General features: G+C 70.8%; 18 protein-coding genes. 7 read left to right on the top strand and 11 right to left on the bottom strand.

The features are described from left to right. Complete coding sequence (locus AB0M63_RS28150) at positions 1-2,115, bottom strand: ABC transporter permease (protein ID WP_366021394.1); 2,115 nt, start codon at positions 2,113-2,115, stop codon at positions 1-3. A 210-nt stretch (positions 2,116-2,325) separates the two neighbouring features. Between AB0M63_RS28150 and AB0M63_RS28145 the strand changes: the two genes are divergently transcribed. Genes AB0M63_RS28145 through AB0M63_RS28130 form a run of 4 tightly spaced genes read left to right on the top strand, consistent with a single transcriptional unit; the run spans position 2,326 to position 5,457 of the window. Further along, the gene (locus AB0M63_RS28145) at positions 2,326-2,721 is read left to right on the top strand and encodes a nuclear transport factor 2 family protein (RefSeq protein WP_366021393.1); all 396 of its coding nucleotides are present in this window, start codon (positions 2,326-2,328) and stop codon (positions 2,719-2,721) included. Beyond that, positions 2,718-3,833, top strand: coding sequence for an acyl-CoA dehydrogenase family protein (locus tag AB0M63_RS28140; RefSeq protein ID WP_366021392.1), 1,116 nt, complete (start codon positions 2,718-2,720; stop codon positions 3,831-3,833). Before AB0M63_RS28145 ends, AB0M63_RS28140 begins: the two co-directional genes overlap by 4 nt. Before the next feature lie 2 nt (positions 3,834-3,835). After that, positions 3,836-4,621 carry an acyl-CoA dehydrogenase family protein gene (locus tag AB0M63_RS28135; protein ID WP_366021391.1) on the top strand — a complete coding sequence of 262 codons (786 nt, stop codon included), beginning with the start codon at positions 3,836-3,838 and terminating at the stop codon, positions 4,619-4,621. Positions 4,622-4,641: 20 nt separating this feature from the next. Beyond that, positions 4,642-5,457, top strand: coding sequence for an acyl-CoA thioesterase domain-containing protein (locus AB0M63_RS28130; RefSeq protein ID WP_366021390.1), 816 nt, complete (start codon positions 4,642-4,644; stop codon positions 5,455-5,457). A gap of 213 nt (positions 5,458-5,670) precedes the next feature. Here the strand turns inward: AB0M63_RS28130 and AB0M63_RS28125 are convergent, their stop codons facing one another. Together AB0M63_RS28125 and AB0M63_RS28120 are read right to left on the bottom strand one after the other, a co-directional pair. Further along, positions 5,671-6,819: a thiolase family protein gene (locus AB0M63_RS28125; protein WP_366021389.1), complete on the bottom strand. Its 1,149-nt coding sequence runs from the start codon at positions 6,817-6,819 to the stop codon at positions 5,671-5,673. Then, positions 6,812-8,239, bottom strand: a complete 1,428-nt coding sequence (locus AB0M63_RS28120; protein ID WP_366021388.1) for a fatty acid--CoA ligase family protein — start codon at positions 8,237-8,239, stop codon at positions 6,812-6,814. Before AB0M63_RS28120 ends, AB0M63_RS28125 begins: the two co-directional genes overlap by 8 nt. Positions 8,240-8,305: 66 nt before the next feature. Here AB0M63_RS28120 and AB0M63_RS28115 point away from each other — a divergent pair, with 66 nt between their 5' ends. The 3 genes from AB0M63_RS28115 to AB0M63_RS28105 all read left to right on the top strand — a co-directional run bounded on the left by AB0M63_RS28115 (position 8,306) and on the right by AB0M63_RS28105 (position 10,130). Further along, complete coding sequence (locus AB0M63_RS28115) at positions 8,306-9,067, top strand: SDR family NAD(P)-dependent oxidoreductase (RefSeq protein WP_355916049.1); 762 nt, start codon at positions 8,306-8,308, stop codon at positions 9,065-9,067. A 14-nt stretch (positions 9,068-9,081) separates the two neighbouring features. Further along, on the top strand, positions 9,082-9,825 hold the full coding sequence (locus AB0M63_RS28110; protein WP_366021387.1) for an SDR family NAD(P)-dependent oxidoreductase: 744 nt from the start codon (positions 9,082-9,084) through the stop codon (positions 9,823-9,825). A gap of 122 nt (positions 9,826-9,947) precedes the next feature. Further along, entirely contained in the window at positions 9,948-10,130 is a 183-nt protein-coding gene (locus AB0M63_RS28105) for a hypothetical protein (RefSeq protein WP_355916055.1), read from the top strand. 46 nt (positions 10,131-10,176) lie between these two features. Here the strand turns inward: AB0M63_RS28105 and AB0M63_RS28100 are convergent, their stop codons facing one another. From AB0M63_RS28100 to AB0M63_RS28065, 8 genes are read right to left on the bottom strand one after another with little or no spacing between them, the layout of a single operon-like run. Continuing rightward, on the bottom strand, positions 10,177-11,010 hold the full coding sequence (locus AB0M63_RS28100) for an SDR family oxidoreductase (protein WP_366021386.1): 834 nt from the start codon (positions 11,008-11,010) through the stop codon (positions 10,177-10,179). Beyond that, positions 11,007-11,462, bottom strand: a complete 456-nt coding sequence (locus tag AB0M63_RS28095; RefSeq protein WP_366021385.1) for a VOC family protein — start codon at positions 11,460-11,462, stop codon at positions 11,007-11,009. The genes AB0M63_RS28100 and AB0M63_RS28095 overlap by 4 nt, the downstream gene beginning before the upstream one ends. Then, positions 11,459-12,517 carry a CoA transferase gene (locus AB0M63_RS28090; protein ID WP_366021384.1) on the bottom strand — a complete coding sequence of 353 codons (1,059 nt, stop codon included), beginning with the start codon at positions 12,515-12,517 and terminating at the stop codon, positions 11,459-11,461. The genes AB0M63_RS28095 and AB0M63_RS28090 overlap by 4 nt, the downstream gene beginning before the upstream one ends. Beyond that, positions 12,514-13,470, bottom strand: coding sequence for an LLM class F420-dependent oxidoreductase (locus AB0M63_RS28085; protein ID WP_366021383.1), 957 nt, complete (start codon positions 13,468-13,470; stop codon positions 12,514-12,516). The genes AB0M63_RS28090 and AB0M63_RS28085 overlap by 4 nt, the downstream gene beginning before the upstream one ends. A 31-nt stretch (positions 13,471-13,501) precedes the next feature. Continuing rightward, the gene (locus tag AB0M63_RS28080; RefSeq protein ID WP_355916069.1) at positions 13,502-13,900 is read right to left on the bottom strand and encodes a cobalamin B12-binding domain-containing protein; all 399 of its coding nucleotides are present in this window, start codon (positions 13,898-13,900) and stop codon (positions 13,502-13,504) included. After that, positions 13,900-15,501, bottom strand: coding sequence for a methylmalonyl-CoA mutase family protein (locus AB0M63_RS28075; RefSeq protein ID WP_366021382.1), 1,602 nt, complete (start codon positions 15,499-15,501; stop codon positions 13,900-13,902). Before AB0M63_RS28075 ends, AB0M63_RS28080 begins: the two co-directional genes overlap by 1 nt. Next, positions 15,498-16,940, bottom strand: a complete 1,443-nt coding sequence (locus tag AB0M63_RS28070) for a FadD3 family acyl-CoA ligase (protein ID WP_366021381.1) — start codon at positions 16,938-16,940, stop codon at positions 15,498-15,500. The genes AB0M63_RS28075 and AB0M63_RS28070 overlap by 4 nt, the downstream gene beginning before the upstream one ends. Beyond that, complete coding sequence (locus AB0M63_RS28065) at positions 16,937-18,115, bottom strand: amidohydrolase family protein (protein ID WP_355916078.1); 1,179 nt, start codon at positions 18,113-18,115, stop codon at positions 16,937-16,939. The genes AB0M63_RS28070 and AB0M63_RS28065 overlap by 4 nt, the downstream gene beginning before the upstream one ends. Between the last annotated feature and the right edge of the window lie 5 nt (positions 18,116-18,120).

Here is an 18,120-nt window from a genome sequence, read left to right as displayed (position 1 = left end):
CTAACCTGCAGCGATGCCACGGGCCAGCACCTCCTCGTCCTCCGGGCGCCAGTCCCGTCGTAGGCCCCACCACTCGACGGGGATCTCCGGTTCTCGCGGGGCGGTCTGCCGGGCGTCGGCCCAGGAGCGCAGCGCGACGGCGAGGAGGAGTGAACCGCCGTAGTACGTCCAGTCGTTGATCACGTCGCCGAACCGCAGCGCCCAGGCCAGGGCGAGGACGCAGAGCAGGGCGGGGAGGGCGATGCGGTCGCGGGCGAGGGGCTCCCACTGGCGGCGGAAGCGGGAGACGATGCCGTCGGGGTTGTGGCCGAGTCCGACGCCGGCCAGGCCGGGGAGCAGGGCGACCAGGTTCGCGGTGCCGGGTGCGATGGCGATCAGGGCGTTCGTCGGGGCGACGAAGGCGGTGCCGGCGAAGAGGCCGTTGCCGACCGCGCCGAGTCCGCCGACGACGGCGACGAGGAAGATGGGCAGACCGGCGACGAGGTTGAACTGGTCGGCGGTGACGGTGCGTTGCTGCATTCCGTAGAGTGCTCCGCCGAGTCCGGCGATGCCGGAGGCGAGGGCGAACACGGCGACCTTGGCGACGAGCAGGTTGCCGCCGAGGGTGGCGTAGGCGGCCTCGCTGTCGCGCAGGGCGATCAGCCGCCGTCCGAAGCGGCTGCGGCGCAGGGCGGCCACGCCGATCGAGGCGAGGGCGAGACAGACGGCGGCGAACACCATCGACTCCCGCCCGCTGTCGAGCCGTAGACCGAACAGACTGGGTCCGGACACGTCCACCGAGCCCTGGTCGAACAGGGCGATCCGTATCCCGAGGACGTGGAAGGCCGGGATGGTGAAGATCCACCGGTCGAGGATGACGGCGAACGCGGCGGTGCCCAGGGCGAGATACACGCCGGAGAGGCGCAGGGCCGGCAGCGCGACCAGGGCTCCGGCTGCCGCCGAGACGAGGATGGCGGCGCCGAGTGCCCAGAGTTGGCCGTGCGCGCCGAGGTGTCCCCAGACGACCGCTCCGATGCCGGCCATGCTGAGCTGACACAGGGAGACCTGTCCGGCGTACCCGGCGAGGGGGACGTAGGAGAGTGCCACTACGCCGAGCGAGAAGATCGCTCCGTAGGTGATGAGGTCGGCTTCTCCGAGCAGGGAGGCGAGTACGGCGCCGAAGGTGATCACGACCGCGGCGAAGACGAGGGTGCCGCGCGCGGACGGTACCGGGACGCGGGCCAGCCGGCGTTCCCGGCCGCGCAGCCGTCGGTGCGGGAACACGAGCAGGGCGAGGAAGAGCAGCAGGGCGGGGGCTGCGAGGCGTAGTCCGGGCAGGTATTCGTTCTGCGGCAGGTAGCCGGTCAGATAGCTCTCCATGCAGCCGACGACGACGGCACCGAGGAAGGTGAGCGGCAGGCTGCGCAGCCTGCCGAAGACGGCGGCGGTGTAGGCGCTGACGATCAGCAGGGAGAGCTGGGCGGCGTCAAGTGTGACGGTCGGGGCGATGAGGATGCCGCCGATCGCCGCCAGTTGGGTGCCGAGGATCCAGGAGACCCGGCCGGCCCGGACCGGGTCGGCGCCGGTGAGGCCGACGAGTGCCCGGTCGTCGACGGCGGCGCGCATCTCCGCTCCGGCGCGGGTGCGGTAGAGCAGGACGCGCAGGCCGACGGCGACAGCGACGGCGACCGCCATGGTGATCGCCTGGTGCCAGGTGATGACGGCCGGGCCGAGGTGGATGGGCTTGCGGCCGGCGAAGAACATGGGCAGGGGGCGCGCCACGTTCGGGTCCCAGATCCAGCGTGCTGCGGCGATGAGTCCGCTGAGCAGGGCCACCGTCATGACGAGCCGTTCGGCTTCGCCGAGGGCCTGGACGGGCCGCAGCACGAACCGCTCGACGAGCAGCCCGAAGCCGGGGGCGAGCACGAGCAGCACCACGACCAGGGCGACCGGCACGGGCCAGCCCCAGCCGACGGTCAACTGCCAGTACATGAACGCGGACAGCATGCCGGCCGCGCCGTGCGCGAAGTTGAACACGCCGGTGGTGGTGTAGGTGAGCACGAGCCCACTGCCGATGACGGCATAGATCGCGGCCGTGCTCAGGCCGACGATTCCGAAGGTGAGGAACTGGTCCATCGCGTCGGATCTCCCCTCTCCATCGCTGGAAACTAGCTTCTCATCTACGGAGAATCAACCATTCAGACAGAGACTGTTGACGTCGCCTCACGCATCATGGAAATCTGCCACTCATCTGAGAGAATGCCATTCTCGCTCATGGTGAAGGGTGGAAAGTCCTTGTCCTCCTTGCCTGTTCCGGCTCCTCCCGCCGGTCCGACCGACGACCTGATGGAGATCCAGCAGCTCCTCGCCCGCTACGCGGTGTGCATCACCCGCGGCGACCTGGACGGGGTACTGGGGGTCTTCACGCCCGACGGCACGTACAGCGCCTTCGGGGACTCCTACGGCCTCGACGAGTTCCCGGCGCTCGTGGCCGCCGCCCCCAAGGGGCTGTTCCTCACGGGTACGCCGGCCGTCGACCTGTCCGGCGACACGGCGACCGGCACCCAGCCGCTCTGCTTCGTCGACCACGCCACGCACGACCTGCGGATCGGCTACTACAACGACACCTACGTCCGTACGGCCGAGGGGTGGCGGCTGCGCACGCGGGCCATGACGTTCATCCGCCGCAGCGGAGCGCACGACTCGGGCCGCCCGCACGCCTACCAGCGCCCGGGTACATGAACATCACCTCAGCGCCCGGGTACATGAACGTCGACGACTTCCGCTCGGGCCTGCGCGCCTGGCTGGACGAGCACGACCTGTCCCCCGGCCCGGACCACTCCCTGGACGCCCAGGTCGCTCAACTGGCCCGGGTCCGCCGGGCGTTGTTCGAGGCGGACTGGATGCGGTACGGCTGGCCCGCCGAGGTGAGGGGGCTCGGCGGGCCCGCGGTGCTCAGAGCGGTGCTCGGCGAGGAGGTCGCCACAAGGGAGTTGGCCGAGCCGGGGATCTACTCGATGGTCGAGGTTCTCGTCCCGACGCTGATCTCCTACGCCCCGCCCGCCCTCGCGGCCGAGATGGTCCCGCTGCTGCTGAGCGGCCGCGAACAGTGGTGCCAGGGCTTCTCCGAGCCGGGCTCCGGCAGCGACCTCGCCTCGCTCACCACGAAGGCTGTTCCGCGCGACGACCACTGGGTGATCAGCGGCCAGAAGGTGTGGACGAGCCTGGCCCAATTCGCCGCCCGCTGCGTCCTGTTGACCCGCACCGCGCCGGGCCACAACGGGATCACCGCGTTCTTCGTCGACATGGACACCCCCGGCATCACCGTCCGGCCGCTGCGCACGATGCACGGCGTGGACGAGTTCGCCGAGGTGTTCTTCGACGACGTGGCCGTGCCCGCCGACCGGATGCTCGGCCGCCCCGGCGACGGCTGGCGGCTCGCGATGGACCTGCTCCCGCACGAGCGCTCCACCTGCTTCTGGCACCGGATCGCCCATCTCTACACGCGACTTGACCGCCTGCTGGCCGAGACGAGCGTCCCGGACGACGCCGAACTCGGCGCTGCCTACCTGGCGTTGCACACCGTGCGCTGCCGCTCCCACGCCACCCAGCGGCGCCTGGCAGCGGGCGGGCGCCTGGGCGCGGAGACGTCGGTCGACAAGGTGCTGCTGGCCACGGCCGAGCAACAGCTCTTCGAGACCGTGCGCGATCTGCTGCCCGGCGTACTGGAGTTGACGGACTCACCATGGCGCTCGGAATACCTGTACGCGCGGGCCGCGACGATCTACGGCGGCACGGCCGAGATCCAGCGGAACATCATCGCGCGCCGACTGCTCGACCTGGGGAGGGAGTAGAGGTGGACGCCGCCGAACGGGACCTGCTCACCGATACGCTCCGCAAGACGATGACGGCGGCCTCGGGGCAGGCGCTGGACACCGCCCTGGCCGCCCTCGGCTGGGCCGAACTCCTCACCGAACAGCCGGACATCGCCGTACCCCTCGCCTTCCGCCTGCTCGGCGAAACGGGCGCCCACGCGCCGCTCATCAACGACGTCCTGCTCGTCGCGGCGGACCGTCCGGCCGGCGGCACGGTGCCGCTGCCGTTCACGGGTGGTACCTGGGTCGTCTGGGAGCGCGACGACAGCGCCGCCGGGACGACCCTGGACACCGAACTTCCGCTGCGTCCCGTGCCCGCCGTACCTCCCGTCCCGCTCGCCGCCGGCCGGGTCGCGCTCGGCTGGTGGCTGGTCGGGACCGGTCACGCCATGCTCACCCTCGCCCGGCAACACGCCGTGGACCGCGTCCAGTTCGGCCGCCCACTCGCCTCTTTCCAGGCCGTACGGCATCGGCTCGCCGAGACGCTCGTGGCCTTGGACGGGGCCGAAGCCACGCTGGTGGCCGCCACCGACGAGTTGGGCGCGCTGCTGGCCAAGGCGGCGGCCGGGCGGGCGGCACTGACGGCGGCCCGGCACTGTCAGCAGGTGCTCGGCGGAATCGGTTTCACCGCCGAGCACGATCTGCACCGGCACGTACGGCGGGCCATGGTGCTGGACGGACTGCTGGGCAGCGCACGGGAGTTGACGCGCGAGGCCGGAGCCCTGCTGCGGGCCGGCGGGTCCGCGCCACGGCTCGTCCACCTGTGACCGACCGAGGAGTGACATCAGTGACCGATCAAACGACTGATCTGTGGGGCGACCTGCTCTCCTGCCTCGACCTCGACGCCCAGCCAGGTGACGTCTTCGAGGGACGCAACCAGGATCTCGGCTACTACCGCGTCTTCGGCGGGCAGTTGCTCGCCCAGGGCGTCCGCGCCGCCCAACTGGCCTGCCCGGGCAAGGCGGTCAAGAGTCTTCGCCTGCAGTTCGCACGGGCGGGACGGCCGCAGGAGCCTGTGCGGTACGAGGTGACGCGTCATCATGAGGGCGGCTCCTTCGCTTCGTTGACCGTCGTGGGCCGACAGACGCAGGGCGTCGCGACCGTCGCGAGCGTGTCGTTGCACTCCTTCGAGGAGGGCCCCGAGCAGCAGATCGCCTTCTCGATGCCTCCGGTGCCGGGCGCCGAGCACGACGTGGACCTCAGGCTGATCCCCTGGGACACCCGGGCCACCGTCGAGGTGGACACCCCGAAGTCGGAGCCGCCCGAGTACGACCTGTGGATGCGCACACCGACCGTCGCCCCGGAACTCGCCCCGGCGTTGACGGCGTACGCGAGCGATCTGAGTCTGATCGGTACGGCGCTCCGCCCGCTCGAAGGGGTCACCCAGCACGATTCGGGAACGGCGTTCACCTCCGCCGTGACCGCGCACTCGGTGTGGTTCCACCGCCCGTTCACGACGGACGAGTGGCTTCTCCTGCGCCAGGAGAGTCCACTGCTCGCCCACGGCCGCTGCTACGGCCGGGGCGATGTGCTCACCGCGAACGGGACCCTGGTCGCCTCGTTCGCGCAGGAGGCGCTGGTGCGTTTCCGCGACGCCCGGTAACTGACCTCCCCTGGGGTGCTGCGGGTACGGGCGGGCGGCGCCTCCGTGAGGGCCGGTGCGGCGCCCTCGTCCGCCGGCCGCCGGCCGCCGGGCCAAGGCCGATCCCGGCCCGGTGGCCACGTCGGCGACGAGAACGCCCTTCTCCTTCAAGGCGTCCACAGCGTTCCCGTCGTCGCGACAGCTCCCCGCCCCCGCCCCACCGGCACTCGTGCGCTACGGCGCCGGTACCTCGATGACCGTGGCGGAGCCCATCCCGCCGCCCGCGCACATCGCCGCGACACCGATGCCGCCGCCGCGACGGCGCAGTTCGTGCACCAGGGTGACCAGCATCCGGGCGCCGGTCGCGGCGACCGGGTGGCCGAGGGAGCAGCCGCTGCCGTTGACGTTCACGCGGTCGGGGTCGAGGCCGAGCAGCTTCACCGCGGCGACGGGCACGGCGGCGAAGGCCTCGTTGATCTCGTAGAGGTCGACGTCGGAGGGGGAAAGTCCGGCGCGGGCAAGGGCCTTGGGGATCGCCTTCACGGGGGTGAGGCCGGTCTCCGCGGGGTCGGAGCCGACCGACGCCCAGGAGCGGACGACGGCGAGCGCAGGCAGGCCGAGCCGGTCGCTGGCCACCACCAGTGCGGCGGCACCGTCGTTCGCGCCGCCCGCGTTGCCCGCCGTGATGGAGAAGCCGTCGATCTCCGGGTGCAGCGGCTTGAGCGAGGCCAGCTTCTCCAGGCTGGTGGTACGGCGGGGGTGTTCGTCGACGGAGAACAGGCCGTGCGGGGTGTCGATGGGCACCAGCTCGGCGGTGAAACGGCCTTCGTCGATGGCGCGAATCGCGTTCTGGTGCGAGCGCAGCGCCCAGGCGTCCATGTCGGCGCGGCTCAGGCCCGCGCGTACGGCGGTGTTCCAGCCGACCGTGATCGACATGTCCAGGTTGGGGGCGTCGGCCCGGTCGGGGTGCGTGGGCGGGCTCCACGGGTCGACCCAGTCGCCGTCGACGCGGAAACGCTGTTTCGGTGAGGTGGAGGCGGAGTTGACGCCGCCGGCGATGACGAGTTCGTCCATGCCGGCGCGGATGCTCCCCGCCGCGCTCTGCACGGCCGCGAGTCCGGCGGCGCAGTGGCGGTTGTGGGCCAGGCCCGGTACCTCGGTGAGCCCGACGGTCACTGCCGCGTGCCGGGCCACGACCCCGCCGCCGTACAGGCCCTCGCCGAGGATGATGTCGTCGACCGCGTCCGGGTCGAGCCCGTCGGTGGCAGCGGCGGCGGCGACGATGTGATGGGCCAGGTCGAACGCGGTGGTGTCGCGGAGGGTGCCCTTGACGGCGGTGCCGACGGGGGTGCGCAGGGCGGACACGAGGACTGCTTCAGGCATGGGTGGTCTCCAACTCGGCCAGCAGGGTGCGGCGCAGCAGTTTTCCGGTCTCGGTCTTGGGGAGTTCGGCGCGGAACACGATCGTGTCGGGGGTCTTGGAGGAGCGCAGCCGGTCCTTGACCCACTGGCGGACCTCGGCCGGGTCGCCCTCGCCGACCACGACGGCGACGATCCGCTGCCCCCACTCGGGGTCGGGCAGGCCGATCACCGCCGCCTCGGTGATGCCGGGGTGGGCGACGAGAACGTCCTCTATCTCGGCGGGCGCGATGTTCTCGCCGCCGCGAATGATGGTGTCGTCGGCGCGGCCCTCGATGAACAGATAGCCGTCGGCGTCCAGTCGCCCGCGGTCCCGGGTGGGGAACCAGCCGTCCGGGTCGAGGGCGCTGCGGCCGCCGTACTCGCCGGAGATCTGGTCCCCGCGCACGAACACGAGCCCGGTCTCCCCGGCGCCGGCAGGCCTTCCGTCGTCGTCGCGGATCTCGATCTCGACTCCGGGCAGCGGCCGTCCCACGGAGCCGAGCCGCTCCCGTACGGCCGGGTCGGTCGAGGCGAGCGCCTCGCGGTGGTCGTCGGGTCCCAGCACCGCGACGGAGGAGGCCGTCTCGGTCAGGCCGTAGGCGTTGACGAAGCCCGTCCCGGGGAAGACCCGCAACGCCCGCTCCACCACGGGCCGCGGGGTCCTGGCGCCGCCGTAGGCGAGGCTCCGGAGGGTGGGCGTGCCGGCGTCGTCGGCCGGGACCTCCGCGACGATGCGGGCCAACATGGTGGGCACGACGAGCGCGTGCGTGACCTGCTCGCGGCGCGCGGTCTCCAGCCACTCCCCCGCGTCGAAGGCGGACAGGTAGACCAGTCGCCGGCCGGAGTAGAGGTTGGTCAGGAGGTTCATCAACCCGGCCACGTGGTACGGCGGTACGGCCACCAGCGCCGCGTCGCCCTCCTGCGCGGAGGCGAACTCCTGGGTGTTCAGGACGTAGGCCAGCAGGTGCCGGTGGCGCAGCAGTGCCGCCTTGGGTTCGGCGGTCGTGCCGCTGGTGTAGAGGACCACCGCGACGGAGTCCTGGTCCTGGTCCTGGTCCTGTTCGAACTCCGGCTCACCGGTGGCCTCTTCGGCGGTGAGCAGGGCGTCGAGGTCGGCGGGGCGCAGCACGACCGCATCGGTGTGGCGGGCCAGGAGGCGGGTCAACTGGTGATCGCCGAGGCGGTAGTTGAGGGGGATGAACGGGATGCCCGCCAGGGCGGCGCCGAACAGGGCCACCGGATAGGCGAGATGACTGGGGCTCAGATACAGCACGGCCCGGTGGCCCCGGAAGCGGTGGGCGGCGGCGCGGGCGCGGGCGAGCAGTTCCGAGGCGGTCAGGGAGCGGCCGTTCGCCGTGACCACCGGCCGGTCGCCGCCCGAGGCCACCATCTCCAGAATCATGGTTATATTCATGAGAATGCTATTCTCATCTCACTAGAGCGCTGTTCGCAAGAGAGGAAATCCTTGATGCAGATCAGTGGGAGCTCCGCGGTCGTCGTCGGCGGGGCGGGCGGCCTGGGCGAGGCCACCGTCCGGCGCCTGCACGCGGCGGGAGCGAAGGTCGTCGTTGCCGATCTGGCCGACGAGAAGGGCAAGGCCCTGGAGCAGGAGCTCGGCGTCCGTTATGTGCGCACCGACGCCACCTCCGAGGACGACGTCCAAGCGGCCCTGGCCGAGGCGGAGTCGGCGGGGCCGCTGAGGATCTCGGTGGACGCGCACGGCGGCCCGGCGAGCGGCGGCCGGCTCGTCGGCAAGGACGGCTCTCCCCTGGACCTCGCGGGTTTCCGCACGACGATCGACGTGTATCTCACCGGGGTTTTCAACGTGATGCGTCTGGCCGCGGCAGCGATCGCCCGTCAGGAGCCGCTGGACGGCGGCCGGGGGGTCATCGTCAGCACCGCGTCGATCGCCGCGTACGAGGGCCAGATCGGTCAACTCCCCTACGCCGCCGCCAAGGGCGGGGTCGTCAGCATGACCCTGGTCGCCGCGCGCGATCTGTCCCCGCTCGGCATCCGGGTCGTCACCATCGCGCCGGGCACCTTCAACACACCGGCCTACGGCAAGGCGGGCGATCAGTTGGAGGCCTACTGGGGGCCGCAGATCCCGTACCCGAAGCGCATGGGGATGCCGGTCGAGTACGCGGGTCTCGTGCAGCACATCGTCGAGAACGACTATCTCAACGGCGAGGTCGTCCGTCTCGACGGCGCCCTCCGGTTCCCGCCGAAGTAGGGGAAGTGACCTACGTGAGCGGTCCGTTGAAGGACAAGGTCGCGTTCGTCGCGGGCGCCAGCCGTGGCATCGGCCGTACGGTGGCGCTTGCGCTCGCCGAGGCCGGGGCCTCGGTCGCGGTGGCCGCGCGGTCGGAGCGGGAGGGCCGGCTGCCCGGCACCATCCACTCTGTCGCGGACCGGATCGTGGCGGACGGCGGACGGGCCCTGCCGGTGCCCTGTGACGTGAGCGACGAGTCCTCGGTCGACGCGGCCGTCGCCGCGACGGTCGCGGAGTTCGGCGGTATCGACATTCTCATCGCCAATGCCGGGGTGCTGTGGCTCGGCCCGGTCGAGTCGACACCGCTCAAGCGCTGGCAACTGTGTCTGGACGTCAATCTCACCGGTGTGTTCCTGGTGACCCGGGCGGTGATTCCGCACGTACGCGCGCGTGGCGGTGGCTCGTTGGTGGCCGTGACGACCGGCGGGGTGGGCATGACGGACCGGGGCGCCAACGCGTACTGGGTGTCCAAGTCGGCGGTCGAGCGACTCTACTTGGGGCTCGCCGCCGACCTGCGGGAGGACAACATCGCGGTCAACTGCCTCGCGCCGTCACGGGTGGTCCTCACTGAGGGCTGGCAGGCGGGCAGCGGGGGGAGGGAGATCCCGGCGGAGATGGTGGAGCCGCCGGAGGCGATGGCGAGGGCCGCCGTCCTGCTCGCGGGGCAGGGCGCCACCGGCCTCACGGGTACCGTCCAGCGCTCGGAATCCCTTGCCTGAACGGCGGCCGGACCCCCGGGCGGTGCGCTGGGAGTGCGACTGATCCGCACCGTCCGGGGCACATGGAAGGGCGCAGCCACCGGGATCACCTGTGGCTCGCCATCCATCCGTAGGGGTTAACGATGCTTGCACTCGTGGCTGCCGCGCTCTTCGTCATCGCCTTCATCATCCGCGTCTCCGAGACGTCGACCCAGTTGGCCTTCACCCCGACCAGCCTCATGCTGCTCGGGCTCGCCTTCCTAGCCGCGCACTCGGCCGGAGTCGGGTCCGGCTGGTCCTATACCCGCAGCGGACGCCGTCGCTGAGGAAACGGTCTGCTCCGGCTCTCCGGACCGGACACCGCCTCGCCGGTCACCGACCGGCGCGCTCCCGCACCGCCGCGTACACCCCGCCGTCGACGAGAACGTCGATCCCGGAAACGAAAGCGGCCTCGTCCGACAGCAGGAACGCCACCGCCGCCGCCACGTCCTCGGCCATGCCCGTCCGGCCGAGCGGGGTCTGCTCCACCAGCGCGGCCATGGCGGGCTGGGCCGAGGCCTCCTGCTGCCCCTGGGGAGTGTCGATGACGCCCGGCGAGACGGAACACGCACGGGCGCCGTACGGCCCGAGCCGCACCGCCTCCCGCCGTACGAACCGGTGCACCCCGTGCTTCGCCCACGCGTACGCGAGCCCGGTGTTCTCTACGGCCGGTCCGAGAGCGTCGTGCACCCGGTCGAGGAAGCCGTCCTGCAGCGGGTCGTCGAGGATCGCCGCTACGGCGGGATCGGCCTCCAGATTGCCGAGGAGCGGGGCCATCGAGGCGAAGCACACCAGCGCCGTCCCCTCGGTGGCGAGCGGGCGCAGCGCCTCGGCGAGCCGGGCGGTGCCGACGAGGTCGACCTCGAAGATGCGCCGCCAGTCGGCCATGGTGGGCGAGATCCCGGCGGCATGGGAAACGGCCCGGAGGGTGCCCAATTCGGGAATGCGGGCGGCCAGTTCGGCGAGTCCGGTCGCGTCGGTGATGTCGAGGACACAGGGCTGGATCTCGATCTCCGGGTCGGCGGCGGCCAGTTCCTTCGCCGCGGCGGTCACGGCCAACTCGTCCCGGTCCACCAGCAGCAGCGTGTCGACCAGTTCGGTGAGCCGCCGTGCGCAGGCCAGTCCCATGCCGCGCCCGGCCCCTGTCGCGATGCCCACGGTCCTCATGCGTCCCCTCCTCCGTGGATCCAGTACTTCTCCAACCCCGGCCGCACCACGCGGTCCACGAGTTCCACGAGCAGGCCGCTCGGGCCGCGCAGGAAGGCGAAGGGCGCGCCGCCGGAGCCGGCCCGGGTCGCCTCGGTCACGAAGCCCTGGCCGGTGAGTTCGGCGGCGTCGGCGGCGACGTCGTCTGACCAGTAGCCGATGTGGTGCACGCCTCCGCCCGCCACCGGTTCCCACAGGGTTCCCGGGACACTCCGGATGATCTCCAGGCGGGGCAGCGTCCGGGAGTAGACGCAACTGATGTCGACAACGGCGTCTCCGGTCGGCAGCGCCAGGGGCAGCGGTCCGCCGATCTCGGCGCACCACTCGTATCCGAACGCGGCCGAGAGCTCGGCCAGGGTCGCCTCGAAGTCCTCGGCGACCAGCCCGAGATGGAACTGGTCCTCGGCTCTCATGAATCCACCACCTCTCCGGAAACGTCGTGTTCGCCCAGCCGGGGCGGCGGCCCGTAGTCGGGTTCGTGTCCCGCGACCCGGACGGGACTGCGGACCAGCCGGAAGTCCCCGGCCGTCACCACGGCCTCCGGCGTCGCCGCCAGGGCCTGCGGCAGTGTCCGTACGGCGGCGGCCGGCACTCCGAGCGGACGCAGCCGCGCCTCCCACGCCGCGGCGGTGTCGCCGGCCAGGGCGTCCGTCACGGCGGCCAGTACCTCTTCGCGGCGTTCCGCGCGTTCGGCCATGGTGGGGAATCCCCGGACGCCGGCCTCGGCGGCGAAGGACTTCCAAAAGCCGTCGTGGGTGATGAAGAGCGCCAAGTAGCCCTCGGCGGTGGGAAAGAGCTGGGCCGGCACGTAGTAGGAGTGGGCGCCGAGGGGCAGCCTGCGGGGTTCGACGCCCTCGTTGAGGTAGGCGGAGGCGCGGTAGTTGAGCTGAGAGAGCATCACATCCCGCAGCGACACCTCCACTTGGCCGCCCTGCCCGGAGACGATCTGGGCGAGCAGGCCCAACGCGGCTGTCAGGCCTGAGGAGTTGTCGGCCGAGGAGTAGCCCGGCAGGGTCGGCGGGGCGTCCGGGTCGCCGGTGAGGGCGGCGACTCCGGTGGCGGCCTGGACGACGTAGTCGAAGGCGGGTTCGTCGCCCGCCTCCAGTCCGTATCCGGTGAGCGCGACGCACACGATCCGGTCGTTCCACTTGCGCAGCACGTCGTAGGTCAGGCCGAGCCGGTGGATCGCCGACGGTTTGAGGTTGACGAGCAACGCGTGGGCTTCGGCGACGAGTTCACCGAGTCGGGCCTGTCCGTCGGTGGTCGTGAGGTCGAGGCGGACGCTGCGCTTGCCGCGGTTGAGGCTGGCGAAGTAGGCGTCGCTCACCTGGCGGGAGATGTCCCCGCCGGGTGGTTCGATCTTGGTGACCTCGGCGCCGAGGTCGGCGAGCATCATCGTGGCGTAGGGGCCGGCCAGCATGTGGCCGACTTCCAGGATGCGGATGCCGTTCAGCGGTCCGGCGGTCATCGCAGGTCCGCGGCGAGGGCGGCGAGCATGTCGCGGGTGCGGTATTTGGAGGCGACCAGTTCGTCGCGGTTGTCGCCGATGGGCAGCAGCCGTACGGAGAGGTCGGTGACCCCGGCGTCCGCGAACCGTTTGAAGCGGGCGGCAATGGCGTTCTCGTCGCCCGCCGCGCACAGATCGCCGATGTCGCGGGCGTCGCCGTATTCGAGAACGCGTTGGTAGTTGGGCGAGATCTCCGCCTCGCCGAGGATGCGGTTGGCGCGCTCGCGGGCCTCGTCGACCTGGTCGGGGCGGCACAGGCAGACCGGGATGCCGGCGACGATCCGGGGTGCCGGGCGTCCGGCGCTCTCGGCAGCCTTGGTGATGCGGGGGACGACGTGGTCGGCGACCGCGCGTTCGTCGGCCATCCACAGCACGGTCCCGTCGGCCCGTTCCCCGGCGAGGCGAAGCATGACCGGGCCGAGGGCCGCGAGCAGGACCGGAAGCGGGGAGACCGGGGCGAGGGTGAGCGGGTTGTGGACGGTGAAAGTGTCGTTCTCGACGTCGACCATGTCCTCTCCGCCGAACGCGGCGTCCAGGACGTCCAGGTAGTCGCGGGTGAAGGCGGCCGGCTTCTCGTACGGCAGTCCCAGCATGTCCTGGATGATCCAGTGGTGGGACGGCCCGAGGCCCAGAGCGAGCCGTCCTCCCGCCGCGGCCTGGGCGGAGATCGCCTGCCGGGCCAGGGCGATGGGGTGCTGGGCCTGCAACGGCACGACGGCGGTGCCCAGTTCGATCCGCTCGGTCCGCGCGCCCATCAGCGCGACCGCGGTGAGCGCGTCGAAGTCGGTGGGGATCTGCGGCACCCATACGGTGTCGAAGCCCGCCTTCTCGGCCCAGGTCACGTCGTCGATCATGCGGGTGACCTTGCGGACCGAGTCTCCGCGCTCGGGCCCGATCATCACTCCGATGCGCACGGTGCCTCCAGGTTTTCGACTCGCCGCCGGGTCATGGCGAGGTGACGGATGTCAGGGCGCGCATCTCGGCCACGAGGGCGTCGAGCGGTGTGCCCGTGGGGAAGACCGCGGCGGCTCCCGCCGTCAGCAGTTTCGGTACGTCGGCCGGTGGGATGGTGCCGCCGACCACGACGGCGATGTCCTCGGCCCCGGTGGCGCGCAGCGCCTCGATCACGCGGGTGGTGAGCGCGAGGTGCGCGCCGGAGAGGATGCTGAGGCCGACGACGGCGACGTCCTCCTGGACGGCGACGGCGACGATGTCGTCGACGCGCTGCCGGATCCCGGTGAAGATCACCTCGAAGCCCGCGTCGCGCAGGGTCCGCGCGACGATCTTGGCGCCGCGGTCGTGTCCGTCGAGCCCCGGTTTGGCCACCAGTACACGGGAGTTCATCAGAACACCACCGGCTGCTGGAACTCGCCCCAGACCGCCTTGAGCGCGGCGACCATCTCGCCGACCGTGCAGTAGGCGTTGGCGCAGTCGATGAGGATGGGCATGAGGTTGTCGGTGCCTTCCGCGGCGCGGGTCAGTTCGGTGAGGCGTTGCCGTACGAGGGCGGCGTCGCGGGTGGCCTTGACGTCGGCGAGCCGTTTCAGCTGCCGGTCGCGGCCCTCCGCGTCGAGTTCGTAGGTGGCGAGATCGGGCGGCGGCTCGTCGGAGACGAAGCGGTTGACGCCGACCACCGGGCGGGTGCCCGCCTCCACCTCGCGGTGCAACTGGTAGGCCTCGTCGGCGATGAGCGTCTGCAGATAGCCGTCCTCGATGGCCCGGACCATGCCGCCGTAGCGCTCCAGGTCGTCCATGATCTCGACGATGCGGGCCTCGGTGGCGTCGGTGAGCGCCTCCACGAAGTACGAGCCGCCGAGCGGGTCCGCGACCCGGGCGACGCCCGTCTCGTGGGCGAGGATCTGCTGGGTGCGCAGGGCGAGCGTCGCCGACTCCTCGCTGGGCAGGGCGAACGGCTCGTCCCAGGCTGCGGTGAACATCGACTGGACTCCGCCGAGGACCGAGGCGAGGGCCTCGTAGGCGACCCGGACGGTGTTGTTCTGTGCCTGGGGCGCGTAGAGGGAGGCGCCTCCGGCGACGCAGCCGAAGCGGAACATGGCGGCCTTGTCGCTGTCCGCGCCGTACCGCTCGCGCACGATGGTCGCCCAACGCCTGCGTCCGGCCCGGTACTTGGCGACCTCCTCGAAGAAGTCGCCGTGCGTGTAGAAGAAGAAGGAGACCTGCGGGGCGAACTGATCGATCGTCATACGGCCGCGGGCGAGGACCGTGTCGCAGTAGGTGACCCCGTCGGCGAGCGTGAACGCCATCTCCTGTACGGCGTTGGCGCCGGCGTCGCGGAAGTGCGAGCCGGCGACCGAGATCGCGTTGAAACGCGGGACTTCGGCCGCGCAGAACTCGATGGTGTCGGCGATGAGCCTCAGGGAGGGTTCGGCGGGCCAGATCCAAGTGCCCCTGGAGGCATACTCCTTGAGGATGTCGTTCTGGATCGTCCCGGTGAGTTTCGCCCGGGGCACGCCCGCCCGTTCGGCCGCGGCGACGTAGAAGGCGAGCAGGATCGCGGCCGTTCCGTTGATGGTGAAACTGGTGCTGATCCGGTCGAGCGGGATGCCGTCGAAGAGGATCTCGGCGTCGGCGAGTGTGTCGACGGCGACGCCCACCCGGCCCACCTCCTCGCCCACTTCGGGGTCGTCGGAGTCGTAGCCGCACTGGGTGGGCAGGTCGAGTGCCACCGAGAGTCCGGTGCCGCCCTGTTGGAGGAGGTAGTGGTAGCGGCGGTTGGACGATTCGGCGGTGCCGAAGCCGGAGTACTGGCGCAGGGTCCACAGCCGGCCTCGGTAGCCGGTGGCGTAATTGCCGCGCGTGAAGGGGAAGTTGCCCGGCCGGGGCGGTTCGGCCCTGACGTCGTCGGGGCCGTAGACCGGTTTGAGGGGCAGGCCGGACGCGGTCCGGGTGAGGTCGTCGCCCTGGGGCGGTGTGGGAGGCGTCATCGCAGGAGGTCCTTCATCACCTTTCCGGTGGCGTTCAGCGGCAGTTCCGTCAGGAACTCCACGGTCCGGGGCACCTTGAACCCGGCCATCCGGCGCCGGCTCCACTCGATCAGCTCGTCGGCGGTCAACTCGTCCTCGGGCAACGCCTTCTGGCGTACGACGAAGGCCTTGCCGACCTGTCCCATGCGTTCGTCGGGGACGCCGATCACGGCGGCCTGGGCGACCGCCGGGTGTTCCATCAGGAAGCCCTCGATCTCGGCCGGGTAGGCGTTGAAGCCGCCGACGATGAACATGTCCTTCTTGCGTCCGACGATCCTCAGATAGCCGCGCTCGTCGAGCGTGCCGAGGTCGCCGGTGTGCAGCCAGCCGTCCTGGTCGATGGCCTCGGCGGTGGCGTCGGGGTCGTTGAAGTAGCCGCGCATCACGCTGTAGCCGCGGACCAGGACTTCCCCGTCGTCGGCGATGCGGACCTCGACGCCGTCGCAGGGGGTGCCGACGGTGGTGGCGATGTCCTCGAAGGAGTCGCCGGGCCGGGTGGCGGTGGCGGTGCCCGCCTCGGTCAGGCCGTAGCCCGTCATGATCGAGGAGAAGGGCAGTTCGGTCATCACCCGGCGGATCAGCTCGACCGGGATGTCGGCCGCTCCGGTGACCGCAACTCGTAGTGAGGACAGGTCTCTTGATCCGCGGTCGGTGAGCAGCGAGTGGTAGAGGGTGGGCGGTCCGGGCAGGACCGTCACCTTCTCGCGCTCGACCAGGTCGAGGACATGGTCCACGTCGAAGACGGGCACGGGCAGGATGGTCATGCCGCGGATCAGCGACGCGACCAGGCCCGCCTTGAAGCCGAAGATGTGGAAGAAGGGGTTGACGATCAGATAGCGGTCGCCCTCCCTGACCCCGGCCAGGTCGCACCACTCCGTGTACAGCCGGAGGGTCTGGGCGTGGGTCATCAGGACGCCCTTGGGGCGGCCGGTGGTGCCCGAGGTGAAGACGATGTCGCTGACCTGGTCGCCGGTCACCTTGCGCTCGAAGGGCGAACCGCTCGCCAGGAAGCCGGACTTGAGGTCGATGACCGGCACTCCGGGCGGGGCCCGGAAGTCCAGACCGAGGAAGCCCTCCTGGACGAGGACGGCCTTCGCCCCGCTGCGGACGATGATGTCGTGCGCCTCGTCCGCCTTGAAGCGGGTGTTCACCGGCACCACCACACCGCCCGCGGTCATGAGACCGAAGGCGGCGACGATCCACTCGGCGGAGTTGGGCGCCCAGATCGCGACCCGGTCGCCCTGCTCCACCCCGGCCGACGCGAACGCTCCCGCAGCCACGCGCACCCGCTCGACCAGCTCGGTGAACGTGAGGCGGAGCGGGCCGTCCACCACGGCTTCGGCGTCACCGAAGCGGTCGGCCGCGCTCAGCACCATCTGCGGGATGCTCTCCCAGGTCATACGCCGATCAGCCGGGCGAGGTTGCCGCCCATGATCTTGGCCTGGTCGGCCTGGGTCATGCCCTGGATCGCGTCGATGTAGGAGACCGGGTCGGCCAGTCCCTCGGGGTGCGGGTAGTCGGACCCGAACAGGACACGCTCGACACCGACGACCTCGGAGAGCGCGGCCATGTCCTCCTCCCAGAACGGGCTGATGTGGATCCGCTTCCTGACCTCCTCGACCGGGTCGCCCAGGAAGCCCTTCGGCTGCTTCTTGTAGGTGCTGCCCAGTTGGTCGAGCAGGGGCAGCAGCCAGGAGGAGCCGTTCTCGATGACGGAGACCTTGAGTTCCGGGAAGCGGAACAGGGCTCCGTGGCAGACCCAGGACGCGACCGCGTCGGTGACCGGGCGCCACTCGGACATCATCCGGAAGACCTGCGCCTGGAACGGCGTCATCTCCTGGCTCTTGCCCTCCCAGTCGCTGGAGTAGCGGGAGTAGCCGCTGTCGGAGGAGTGCATGGCCACCAGCACGCCCGCCTCCTCGACCCGCTTCCAGAACGGGTCGAACTCCGGCAGCGCGAAGGACCGCGAGCCACCGAAACCGGGGACGGGCGCGGGCCGGACGAGAATCGCCCGCGCTCCCCGCTCAAGGCACCACTCCAGTTCGGCGATCGCCTTGTCCAGGATCGGCAGGCTGATCACCGGGGTGGTGAAAATGCGGTTCTTGTAGTTGAACTGCCAGGTCTCGTGCAGCCACTGGTTGAGGGCGTGGACGACGACATGGATCAACTCCGGGTCGTCCCGCATCCGTTCCTCGACCAGGCTGGCGAGGGTCGGGAACATCAGGGTCTGGTGGATGCCCAGGTCGTCCATGAGTTCCAGGCGGGGCCCGGGCTCGCGGAACGCGGGTATCGACCGCATCGGCTCACCGAACAGCTCCCGGTGGGACTTGCCCTCCGGGTTGCCCTCGCGGAAGTAGTCCTCCCACGCGCCGGGCCGGGCCACGACCTCGAAGGTGGGGTTGGGGATGTAGTCGCTGATCTGACCGCGGATGGCAATCTTCGTACGGCCCTTCACCTGCACGTACTGGATGGCACTCGCGTACTGCTTGGGCAGGTAGCGGGTGAGTGCGTCCTCGGTCTCGTACAGGTGGTTGTCCGCGTCGAACAGTGGATACGGGGGCACGCGCGATGGCATGAGAT

The organism is Streptomyces sp. NPDC051576 (assembly GCF_040681835.1).
GTDB lineage: Bacteria > Actinomycetota > Actinomycetes > Streptomycetales > Streptomycetaceae > Streptomyces.
The sequence above is the reverse complement of the archived record's forward strand: the minus strand, read 5'-3'. Positions and strand labels throughout refer to the sequence as shown.

What these genes read in the sequence shown, in the direction of transcription:
- AB0M63_RS28150 (WP_366021394.1), bottom strand. Translation starts at nt 2,115, where the DNA reads ATGGACCAGTTCCTCACCTTCGGAATCGTCGGCCTGAGCACGGCCGCG.
- AB0M63_RS28145 (WP_366021393.1), top strand. Translation starts at nt 2,326, where the DNA reads ATGGAGATCCAGCAGCTCCTCGCCCGCTACGCGGTGTGCATCACCCGC.
- AB0M63_RS28140 (WP_366021392.1), top strand. Translation starts at nt 2,718, where the DNA reads ATGAACATCACCTCAGCGCCCGGGTACATGAACGTCGACGACTTCCGC.
- AB0M63_RS28125 (WP_366021389.1), bottom strand. Translation starts at nt 6,819, where the DNA reads ATGCCTGAAGCAGTCCTCGTGTCCGCCCTGCGCACCCCCGTCGGCACC.
- AB0M63_RS28120 (WP_366021388.1), bottom strand. Translation starts at nt 8,239, where the DNA reads ATGATTCTGGAGATGGTGGCCTCGGGCGGCGACCGGCCGGTGGTCACG.
- AB0M63_RS28115 (WP_355916049.1), top strand. Translation starts at nt 8,306, where the DNA reads ATGCAGATCAGTGGGAGCTCCGCGGTCGTCGTCGGCGGGGCGGGCGGC.
- AB0M63_RS28105 (WP_355916055.1), top strand. Translation starts at nt 9,948, where the DNA reads ATGCTTGCACTCGTGGCTGCCGCGCTCTTCGTCATCGCCTTCATCATC.
- AB0M63_RS28100 (WP_366021386.1), bottom strand. Translation starts at nt 11,010, where the DNA reads ATGAGGACCGTGGGCATCGCGACAGGGGCCGGGCGCGGCATGGGACTG.
- AB0M63_RS28095 (WP_366021385.1), bottom strand. Translation starts at nt 11,462, where the DNA reads ATGAGAGCCGAGGACCAGTTCCATCTCGGGCTGGTCGCCGAGGACTTC.
- AB0M63_RS28090 (WP_366021384.1), bottom strand. Translation starts at nt 12,517, where the DNA reads ATGACCGCCGGACCGCTGAACGGCATCCGCATCCTGGAAGTCGGCCAC.
- AB0M63_RS28080 (WP_355916069.1), bottom strand. Translation starts at nt 13,900, where the DNA reads ATGAACTCCCGTGTACTGGTGGCCAAACCGGGGCTCGACGGACACGAC.
- AB0M63_RS28075 (WP_366021382.1), bottom strand. Translation starts at nt 15,501, where the DNA reads ATGACGCCTCCCACACCGCCCCAGGGCGACGACCTCACCCGGACCGCG.
- AB0M63_RS28070 (WP_366021381.1), bottom strand. Translation starts at nt 16,940, where the DNA reads ATGACCTGGGAGAGCATCCCGCAGATGGTGCTGAGCGCGGCCGACCGC.
- AB0M63_RS28065 (WP_355916078.1), bottom strand. Translation starts at nt 18,115, where the DNA reads ATGCCATCGCGCGTGCCCCCGTATCCACTGTTCGACGCGGACAACCAC.